At 72.8% G+C, this 9,697-nt stretch carries 8 protein-coding genes; 2 read left to right on the forward strand and 6 right to left on the reverse strand.

Annotated features, from left to right (window positions below; genetic code table 11):
* The 4 genes from VM889_04510 to twy1 form a co-directional block, all read right to left on the reverse strand.
* The coding region (locus VM889_04510; protein HVL47799.1) for a hypothetical protein at positions 1 to 260 on the reverse strand (260 nt) is incomplete at its 3' end.
* Positions 261 to 319: 59 nt separating this feature from the next.
* A complete protein-coding gene (locus VM889_04515; protein ID HVL47800.1) occupies positions 320 to 2,017 on the reverse strand; it encodes a hypothetical protein in 1,698 nt (565 codons plus the stop codon).
* Positions 2,018 to 2,074: 57 nt separating this feature from the next.
* Positions 2,075 to 3,790: a hypothetical protein gene (locus tag VM889_04520; protein HVL47801.1), complete on the reverse strand. Its 1,716-nt coding sequence runs from the start codon at positions 3,788 to 3,790 to the stop codon at positions 2,075 to 2,077.
* A 61-nt stretch (positions 3,791 to 3,851) separates the two neighbouring features.
* Positions 3,852 to 5,063 carry a 4-demethylwyosine synthase TYW1 gene (twy1, locus tag VM889_04525; GenBank protein ID HVL47802.1) on the reverse strand — a complete coding sequence of 404 codons (1,212 nt, stop codon included), beginning with the start codon at positions 5,061 to 5,063 and terminating at the stop codon, positions 3,852 to 3,854.
* 415 nt (positions 5,064 to 5,478) lie between these two features.
* On the opposite strand from twy1, the gene VM889_04530 reads away from it, so the two are divergent.
* Positions 5,479 to 5,979: a hypothetical protein gene (locus VM889_04530; protein ID HVL47803.1), complete on the forward strand. Its 501-nt coding sequence runs from the start codon at positions 5,479 to 5,481 to the stop codon at positions 5,977 to 5,979.
* Positions 5,980 to 5,984: 5 nt separating this feature from the next.
* Positions 5,985 to 8,618, forward strand: a complete 2,634-nt coding sequence (locus tag VM889_04535; GenBank protein HVL47804.1) for a PKD domain-containing protein — start codon at positions 5,985 to 5,987, stop codon at positions 8,616 to 8,618.
* On the opposite strand, the gene VM889_04540 is transcribed toward VM889_04535, so the two are convergent.
* Positions 8,602 to 9,165 carry an ECF transporter S component gene (locus VM889_04540; protein ID HVL47805.1) on the reverse strand — a complete coding sequence of 188 codons (564 nt, stop codon included), beginning with the start codon at positions 9,163 to 9,165 and terminating at the stop codon, positions 8,602 to 8,604. The genes VM889_04535 and VM889_04540 overlap by 17 nt on opposite strands.
* A gap of 24 nt (positions 9,166 to 9,189) precedes the next feature.
* Positions 9,190 to 9,697, reverse strand: a 508-nt coding sequence (locus VM889_04545) for a CbiQ family ECF transporter T component (protein ID HVL47806.1), incomplete at its 5' end; no start/stop codon positions are given.

Below are 9,697 nucleotides of genomic sequence, written 5' to 3' on the forward strand. Positions count from 1 at the left end.
TCCCCGTAGGAGGGCGAGGGGGCGGGGGACAGGATGAACGAATCGAGGATCCGGATGCCGTGCGGCGGGTAGACGACGTTGGGGGCGGTGACGTCTACGAAACAGTTCAGGATGACTCCCGAGAGCGCCTCGTCGACGCACGTGCGCTGGATCGGAGCGGGGTTGCTTTCGTCGCGCTCGTAGACGACCTGGCCGTGCCCGCCCGCCGCGAGGGGCGAAATGAGGGCGAGAGCGGTGGCGATCGAAAGCAGGGTCTTCAACGTGGAGCCTCCCGAGGGTGGAGGAGGTCGGAGACCCTTTCAAACTTTGCCACGGATTGTCAGGGCGCGTACCGCTCGATGTAGTCGCAGTCGCTCACGAATTCCGTGACGTCGGCGCCCGCGGACTGGTACGAGAGACCCGCGTTCTCGATGCAGGCCCAGAACCCGCCCATGACGTTCCCTCGCGGGAAAAACACGAGGGCGTTGCCGCCGAAGTAGCCCTCCGAGCTCGTGGAGATGCCGAGCGAGATGGGGTCGCTGCCGGTCCGGAGGCCCAGGTCGTAGTTCGCGCACGGCGCCGGCGAGCAATTGTTCTGGGGGAGCCCGCTGCTGCTGAAAACGTGCACGCCCTCGCCCCAGTCGGTTTCGGGGATGAGGAGGATCCGCATCGGGTTTTGCGCGTTGCCTCGCGCCTGCTTCGCGATGTACTCGCCACGGCTGTCGCCGTAGTTGTTGGGCTGGGGTTGGTTGCCGCCCTGGTAGGGATTCGTGTTGTCGACGATGCCGACCCACCCGTCGCCGTTGCGGTCCTTCCAGACGCCGCTTCGGCCCTCGAGGTGGAACCATCCGGGGGGCATTCCCATGCCGCCCGATTCCCCGACGGCCGGCATGGGGTAGTTCTTCTTCAGGGGATTGACGCCGAAGTTGGGATGCGTGATGCCGGGGAGGGCGTCGACCCAGGCCCGGTAGTCCGCGACGAAATCGGCGAGGCGGCCCGACGCCCACGCGTTCGGGCCTTCGCCCAGCTCGTATTCGTACGGAGCGTACACGTCCTCGAGGACGTCGCCCGGCGGCGCGACGGGGAACGGGGGGAAGACGCAGTTGTTGGGGCAGCTCCCGGCGGAGGGGCTGCTCACTTCGCGCACGGTCGTCGCGGCCGTGGCCTGGTAGAGCGTGGTTGCGAAGCCCGGAAGCGGCGAGATGTAGTGATCGATGTCGATGCGGCTCGTGGGCTTCGCTGTGTACGGGCGGTTCGTGTTGTCGTCCGGAACGAGGATCGGGTCCGAGACGGACTCCATCGTGTAGGGTTCGAGGAGCGAGCCGTCGATGAACGCGACGTTGCCGTTCGTCGACCACAGTTGCGAGCGCGAGTCGCCGGCGGAATTGTACTTGAAGTCCGGGTCGGAGACGCCGGGTCGGCTCTCCACCTGGCTCGTGGGGTGGCTCCCGGGGTCAATGAAGGCGTAGAGATCGCCGCCGACCTTCACGAACTCGTTCGTTGGGCCGTAATGGTCGAAACTGCCCGACGTGGTCTTCACGACGACATCGAGGTCGATGTGCCCGTTGCCGTTGCGGTCCTCCCACACGCCGTACCACGCGATGAAGGACTGGACGCCCGGCAGGATCATGTCGGGAATGTCGCCTCCGGTCTCGCGCGAGGGGGAGGTGTAGCTGCGGTATCGGGTCGCGGCCCCGTTCGTGTTCTGCAGCACGGCGGACTGCGGGTCCGGGTTCGCGGGGTTGAGGTTGCGCTCGTCGAGGATGATCGGGGACGGGTGACCGTTCCCGGTGAAATCGCCCGACGGGAAGCCGGTCGGCGTGAAGATGCTGTCCAGGATGCGGACGCCCTCGGCCGGCGTCTGCCCGGTCGGTTCGCGCGGGCAATCCTGCCGTCCGAACCCGCGCGCCTCGAGGATGCACGTCTTCTCCAGGATGCCGACGCGGGCGTCGTCGAGGTCCTCGTACGTCATGTCCGTGTGCGCGGCGAGCGCGAGGGGGGAAAGAAGGACAAGGGTGACGGCGAGAACGCGGTGCATGGGACGGCCTCCGGGTCCCCAGGCGGTCTCGGACCCCATGAAGGTTGCCTTCCGTCGTCAAGCGTCGAACGCCGCGACCTCGTCACAGTCGCGGACGGTCTCGTCGAGCGCGATGCCGTCCTTCTCCATCTTCAGGACGCGCCAATCGGAGCAGACCGTGAAGCCGCCCGCGGTCGTGCCGGCCGGGAAGAGCAGGTAGTCCGTCGACATCTGGTGACCCTCTTCGGCGCCGAAGGAGGTCATCACGAGCGTGATGGGCGTCGAGCCCTGGAACCACGTGTTCTCCGTGAGGTAGTCGCATCGGCGACCCCCATGCGGCAGCGTCTCGCAGCGCGTCGGGTCCTGGCTCGGGAGCCCGGAGTCGCCGAAGAGGAAGACGCCCGCCGGACCCCACGACGCGTGGGGCGTGAGGGTGACCCGCATCGATCCCGCGCCACCGGCCACGGGCCCCGTGTTCCAGGGCACGAACTCGCCACGGCTCTCGTAGTAGCGGTGCGGGACGGGGCGGTTGCCGCCCTCGTAGGGATCGGACCCGCCCGCGCCGATGACGCCGTCCTCGTCATGGTCGCGCCACGCGCCCGACCACGCCTCGATGGCGACGAGCGTCCCCGGCGGGACGGCGAGCGCGTCGTTCGGTCCGCCCGCGAGCGGGAAGCCGCGCTTTGCGGGGTTGTACACCGTCTTCGGGAAGCCCGCGACGGGGAGGATGTCGAGCCAAGCGCCCCAGTCGGCCTGGAATTCGGCGAGGCGGCCCGAAGCCGTGTTGCCGTCGCCTTCGGCGGTCTCGCGCTCATAGCCCGGGAAGAGCAGGTCGAGCGCGGGGCCGGCCCCCTGGACCGGGAAGGGCGGCACGACGCAGTTGTTCGGACACACGGGCGTGCTCCATTCGTTCACCACCGGGGCGGCGGTGGCCTGGTAGAGGGCCGTGACGGGGCCCGGCGCCACGGCGACGTAGCGGTCCACGTCCACGCGGCTCGTCTCCGTCGTGCGATAGGGCCGGTTGTTGACGACGTCGGGGGCGAGGACGATGTCGCTCACGGTTTCGACCCGATAGGGCTCGAGGAGCGAGCCGTCGAGGATGACGACCCCGGTGTGTGTGTGGTGGAGGCGCTCCATGTCCTGTCCGGGGTCGATGTACTTGAAATCGGGCTGCGTCGCGTGGGGCTTCTGCGTCTCGGTGCCCGGCGGGTGGCTCCCCGGCTCGACGAAGCCGTAAAGGTCGCCCATCGAGGCGTGGCCGTGGCGGGCCGTCGAATCCCAGGCGACGAACTCGTTGCCCGGATTGTAGCCGACCCACGAGCCGAGGGGATACTCCAACGGTATCTGCCCCGTGGGGGCCGTCGAGGTGTTCGCGCCGCGCACGGCCTGGTCCACGATGCCGTTCCCGTTCGCGTCGCTCCAGAACCCGAACCACGCGTAGAACCAGGCGCGGCCGGGCAAGAGCACGTCCGGGACCGTTCCGTCCGTCTCGCGATGGATCGGCGACCCCGTGGAGAACGTCGGGTAGCGGGGCGGCTCATGGTTCAGGGACGAGGCTCCCGAGCGCGCAAAGGCGTCGAGCACGTGCGCGCCCTCGAGCGGGTGCGTATAGCCCGTCGGGACGGGCGCGCACGCCCCCGCCCCGGTCCCGGCCCACGTCTCCGCGATGCACGTCCGCTGGTGGGCTTCGGGGTTCGACTCGTGGACCTCCCACTTCACATGCGCGTGGTTCGCGGACGCGAGCGGGACGAGAAGCGAGAGGACGACGATGGACGCAAGGAGCTTCCTGGGCATGGGGCCTCCCCGGGAAGCAGTTCCCCATGGACGCCTTAACCGTGACGCCAATGCGTCGGATTCAGGGACCGCCGCAGCAGTCGCCGCCCGCGCCGCGCGCGGGCTTCGCGCCGAAGCTCACGTTGAGCGTCTTCGGCTTTTCGAAGGCCTCCGGGGGGAGGAGGTGCGCGTCGTGCGGGTGGCCGCACGCGCAGGCGTGCCCGCCGGCGCCGGCCGCGGCCGCGCGCCGCTGGTCGACTTCCCAGTCGGAGTCGCGCAGGAACCGGCCGTCCGCGAGCTTGAGCGGCGGGTGGTCCTCGACGCGGTGCTTCGCGCTCCACGCCTCGAGGTCGAGCATGCGCTCGACGCCGGGCTTGACGAGAAGCGCGACGCGCGACTCGCGGCGGTCGCCCTGCGGCTCGTACCCGACGAGGGGCGCGAGCGCGTTCGAGAAGTCGAGCACGTCCGCGTGCGTCGGCATGTTCGTGATGTCCATGCGCTCGCGCGAGTAGCCCACGAACACGTAGCCCTTCGACTCGATGAAGTCGGGGTCGGCGCGCCGGTCGAGCTTCGCGTACTGCTCGAGGTGCCCCTTCTCCTTCTCCATGTTCCAGCCCTTGACGAGCGTGTGCCGGCTCACGACGCGGCAGTCGAGCGACGGCAGGATGTCGAGCGTCTCCTCGAGCTTGTCCCACGCGCCCGCGCCGATCGGCACGCAGAGCTTGTTGAAGACGTCCTCGTTCGGCGCGTCCACGCTCACGTAGAGCTGTGTCGGGAGCGGGTCGAGGTCGCGCAGCACGTCGGGCCGCGAGCCGTTCGTCACGAGGAACGTCGTCATGCCGCGCCGGTGGCAGAGGCGGATGAACTCGCCGAGGTGCGGGTAGAACGTCGGCTCCCCGTTGAGCGAGATCGCGACGTGCTTCGGCATCTGCGCCTCCGCCCAGCGCGCCTCCTCCACCGTCGGGTGGCCCTTGAAGCCCGACGTGAGGCGCCGCTGCTCCGCGAGCGCGCCGTCGAGCACCGCCTGCGGGTCGTCCCACGTCGTCTTCGACGCGTTGATGTCGATGTCGAACGACTGCGAGCGCCAGCAGTAGAGGCACGTGAAGTTGCAGTAGTCCACGATGGGCGTCATCTGCAGGCATCCCCGCGACTCGATGCCGTAGAAGTCGCCCTTGTAGCAGTGCCGGCCGGAGCGGAGGTCCTCCTTCGTCCAATGGCAGAGCTTCACGCCCGTGTGCTCGCCCACCACGCCGTATCCCTGCTTCTGCAAGACGCGGGCGAGCTCCGGGCGCATGACGCTCCCCACTCGCCTGCGCACGATAAGCATTTGGTTCCCGCAGGGGCGACGGCCGGGCGTCGGGCATCGGGCTTCGGGCGCCGTGACCGGGCCCGGGTCCGGGCGTCGGGTGCCGGGACCGGGCCGCGGGCTTCGGGCGCCGGGACCGGGTGCCGGGACCGGGCGCCGGGACCGGGCGCCGGGCGTCGGGTGTCGGGACCGGGCGCCGGGACCGGGCGCCGGGCGTCGGGTGTCGGGACCGGGTGCCGGGCGCCGGGTGCCGGGCGCCGGGTGCCGGGCGTCGGGTCCGGGACCGGGACCGGGACCGGGACCGGACGCTCGCGGTGCCGAATTGCGATCACCCTCAAGCGCGCTTGAAAGTCGTCAACAACGGTTAAGTCGGGCGCCGGGGCTCGGGGCGCGGGAGACTGCCATGCGCGCGCTCGCGATCGCCCTCATCGTCGTGTTCTCGACCGTTCCCGCCCTCGCCGAGGACGAGCCCGTCCGGTTCGTCACGGTCCACTTCGCCCAGCGCGCGGGGCTCAGCGCCCCCGTCGACGTCGCGACGGACGACTTCTCGCGATGCGACGTCGTCGTCCGCAAGGGAAGCGACGGCGGCGTCATCCTCGACGCCGCGGTCGCCGCGGGCTGCCTCGAAAGCTGGACCTGGTGCCGCGACGCCGGCAACGGCCGCTTCGTGACGAGCCTCGATGGCCGCTACGGCGACGGCCGCCACGACGCGAACGGCGATCCCTGCCCCTCGGTCTTCGCGCCCGGCAAGGGCGTCGGAACCGGGCTCACGCTCGTCTTCTGGTCGATCCACCTGAACGGCGAACCCGCAGCCTCGGGCATCGACGGCTACGCGGCCGCCGAGGGCGACGTCTACGAATTCGAGTACACCACCTGGCTCGGCTACCTTGTCGCCCTCCCGTGAGCCGCATGATTTGCGTCCGCGCCCTCCTCGTCCTCGCGCTTCTTGCGGTCCCCGCCCTCGCCTCCCCCGCGAGCCCCGACGTCGTCGCGTCTGCCGCGGATTACGTCGAGAGCCGCGTGCGCGCGGACGGATCCCTCGACGGCGCGCCCACGAGCCAGGGCGTGCAGGCCCTCGCCGCCGCGGGCCGCGACCCCCACGCGACGCGCCGCGAAGGCGGCCGCTCGCCCGTCGAGTGGCTGCGCGCGAATCCCCCCGCCGAGAACGCGAACGCCTACGCCTGGGAGCAGGCCATCCTCGGCATCGCCGCCGCGCGCGAAGACCCGGCGTCCTTCGGCGGCGTCGACCACACGGCGCGCCTGCGCGCGCACTTCGTCGGCGGCCAGATGGGCTCGCCCGCCTACGTCAACGACGACGTGTGGGGCATCCTCGCGCTGCGCGCGGCCGGCGCCGCGCCGGGGGACCCCATGGTCGCGGGCATGCGCGACACCGTCCTCGCGAGCCAGGCGCTCGACGGATCGTGGTCCCACGTCATGTTCCAGGGCGGCGACGTCGACGTCACCGGAGCCGCGGTCTCGGCGCTGGTCGAAGCCGGCCTTCCGCGCGACCACGACGCCGTGGCCCGGGGCCTCGCGTATCTCGACCAGAAGCGCGACGCCGCGAAGGGCGGCTGGTCGGCGAAGCCGGGCCTCCCCGTCAACGTGCAGTCGACCGCGTGGGCGCTCAACGCCTACCGCGCGGCCGGCCGCGCGCTTCCCGAAGGAGCCCTCGACTTCATCGCCCGGAGCCGCTGCGCCGACGGGGGCCTCGCGACGAGCCCGCCCGCGACGGCGTGCGAGCGGGGAAACGCGTGGGCGACGGTCGAGGGCCTCGTCATCCTCGCGGGAAGCCACGTGCCCGTGCGCCGTCACCTCGCGGTCGAGGCCGTCGCCTCGCCCCCCTCGTCGCGCGCCCACGAGACCGTGCGGTTCGAGGCCCGGGCGCCGGCGGACGCCGGGGCGATCGCGCACACGACGTGGCGGTTCGGCGACGGGGCCACGGCCGAGGGGCTCGTCGTCGAGCACGCCTACGAGCAGCGCGGCCGATACCGCGCGACGGTCGAGGTCGCGACGCGCGACGGCCGCCTCGGCGAGGCCGGCGTCGAGGTCCACGTCGAGCCCGCGCCGCCCGTCGCGACCGTCGCGGCCGCGCCCGCGACGACGCACCGCGGCGCGCCCGTCGCGATCTCCGCGCTCGGTAGCGGCGACCCCGACGGCCGCATCGTGACGTACGCCTTCGATTTCGGCGACGGGAACGCGAGCGCGCCCGGCCCCGACCCCGTCGCGGCGCACGCGTGGACGTTGCCCGGCGTGTACGTCGTGACGCTCACCGTCGTCGACGAGGACGGACTTTCGGCGCGCGCGACCACGCAGGTCGAGGTCGTGAACCGCGCGCCCGTCCTCGCCCTCGTGGCGCCCGCATCGGTCGATCGCGTGGCCCCCGCGCGATTCCAGGCGGAGGCGCTCGACCCCGACGGGGACGCGCTCGCCTGGACGTGGCGATTCGGGGACGGAAACGTCTCGACCGAGCCCCGTCCGGCGCACCGGTTCGAAGCGCTCGGCGAACGCGTCGTCGAAGCCGCGGCGTGCGACCGCTTCGGCGCTTGTGCGGTCGCGACCGCCCGGGTCGAGGTCGTGAACCTGCCTCCGCGCCTCGCGGCGCCGACCCGCCTCGCGGCCGTTCTGGGCGAGCCTTTCGCGCTCGAGGCCCGCGCGTCGGATCCCGACGGTCCGGAACCCGCGGTGACGTGGATTCTCGGCGGACGCGCGCTCGAGGGCGCCCGCGTGCGCGCCGCGATCGACCGCGAAGGCCCGCACGACGTCGTGGTCCGGGCGCGCGACGCGGAAGGCGCGGAGGTCGAGGCGCTCGTCCACGTGGAGGTGGCCCCCGCCGGATCGGAAGCCCCGAGCGCGGATCCCGAGGCGCTCGTCGAGACGCCGCGCGCAGCATCGCCAGCGCTCGTCCTCGCCGAGCCGGTCGTCGAGGGTCGCGTCGCGCGCCTCGCGGCGCAGGTGGTCCAAGACGACGGGCGGGGGCGCGCCTACCGCTTCGACTTCGGCGACGGCGCGGCGACGGGCTGGCTCGACGCCCCCGCGGCGCGCCACCGTTTCGCGACGCCCGGTCTCCACGTGGTCACCGTCGAGGCGCGCGACGAGGACGGCAACGTGCTCGTCGCCCGCGCCGTCGCGCGCATCGAGAACCGCCCGCCCGCGATCGCGGTCGACCGTCACGGGGTCCACGGCGCCGCGCTCGCGGCGCGCGGGACGGCCACGGATCCCGACGGCGACGCGATCCGCGTCGTCGCGCGCGTCGCCGGACGCGCGCTCGAGGCCGGCGGCGCGGCGTGGTCCCTCGACGTCGCCGGGCTTGCCGTCGGGCCCGGCGTCGTCACGCTCGTCCCCGTCGACGCGCACGGCGCCGCGGGAGAGCCGGTCACGCTCGCCTTCGAGGTCGAACCCGCAATCGAGGCGTCGCCGCCCGCGCGCGAGTCGGTGGCGGCGGAAAGCGCCGCGACCTCGCCCGCGGCGACGCCGGGCGCGCCGATGGTGGCGGTCGTCGCGGCCCTCGCGGCGTGCGCGCGTCTCGTCAGGCGCCGCGCGTGAAATCCGCGTGGCCGGAGCGCGCGAGCGCCTCCGCCGCGGCCGGGAGGCCGGCGCCGAAGAGCACGCCGTTCACGGCCGCGGGGAGCGCATTGAACGCGAGGCCGAGGGCGACGAGGGCGCCCCACGCGCCGGGCGGCGCCCCGGCGGGCGCGTAGAAGACGAGGTAGGTCGTCGAGTCCGCGAGGACGCTGAAGGCGAGCGTGGCGGCGACCCCCGCGAACGCGGCGGCGCCCGCGACGAGGACGCGCGACGCGGCGCGCTCGCGCGCGAGGTCCACGCGGCGGCCCGCGAACCCCGCGGCGAGGCCGAGGAGGCCCATGGCGGGCGCGTTCACGAACGCGACGGGATCGAGGCCCGTGAGAAGCAGGTTCGAGAGCGTCATCGCCGCGAGCCCGACGGTGAAGCCGAACGAAGGCCCGTACGCTAGCCCCGCGAGCGCGACGACGAAGTACGTGAGCGCGACGTTCGGCGCCCACACGAACGCGAGACGGCCGAGCACCGCGAGTGCGGTGAAGGAGACGAGGAGGCCGAGCCGCGCGGCGCGCACGCGGCGCCAAGCGGGTCGCGATTCTTAGAGTTTCTGCGCGACCGCGAGGGCGATCGCCGAGACGCCGAGCGCGACCGCGAGCGCCTCCGGCGCGCCCCAGCGCCGGCGACCGTACACGGCGCGCCGCCCCTCCCAGCCGGCGGCGGCGAGCGCGTCGCCGAGGACGCGGCCGCGGCGCGCCGTCGCGACCGCAAGCGGCGCCGCGAGGCGCGCCCACGTGCGCGGTCCCGGCGCGAGGCCGCGAGAGCGCGCGGCGCGCGCGAGGCGACGAGCGTCGTCCTCCGCCGCGGGGATCGCGGAAAGCGACGCGCCGAGGCCGACGGCGAGCGCCGGCCACCGGCCCGCGAGGTCGAGAAGCCCGCGCGGCGGGGTGGTCGCGAGGAAGAACTGCGCGGCGATGACGACCGCGAGGAGTCTGAGGCCCGCGAGCGCGCCCGCGGCGAGGCCTTCGCGCGACGCCGCGACGGGGCCGAAGGCGAGGAGCGGCTCGCCGGGAACGAAGAGGGCGACGAGGAGGGCGTTCAACGCGAGG

It is taken from the genome of Candidatus Thermoplasmatota archaeon, assembly GCA_035540375.1.
Lineage (GTDB): Archaea > Thermoplasmatota > SW-10-69-26 > JACQPN01 > JAJPHT01 > DATLGO01.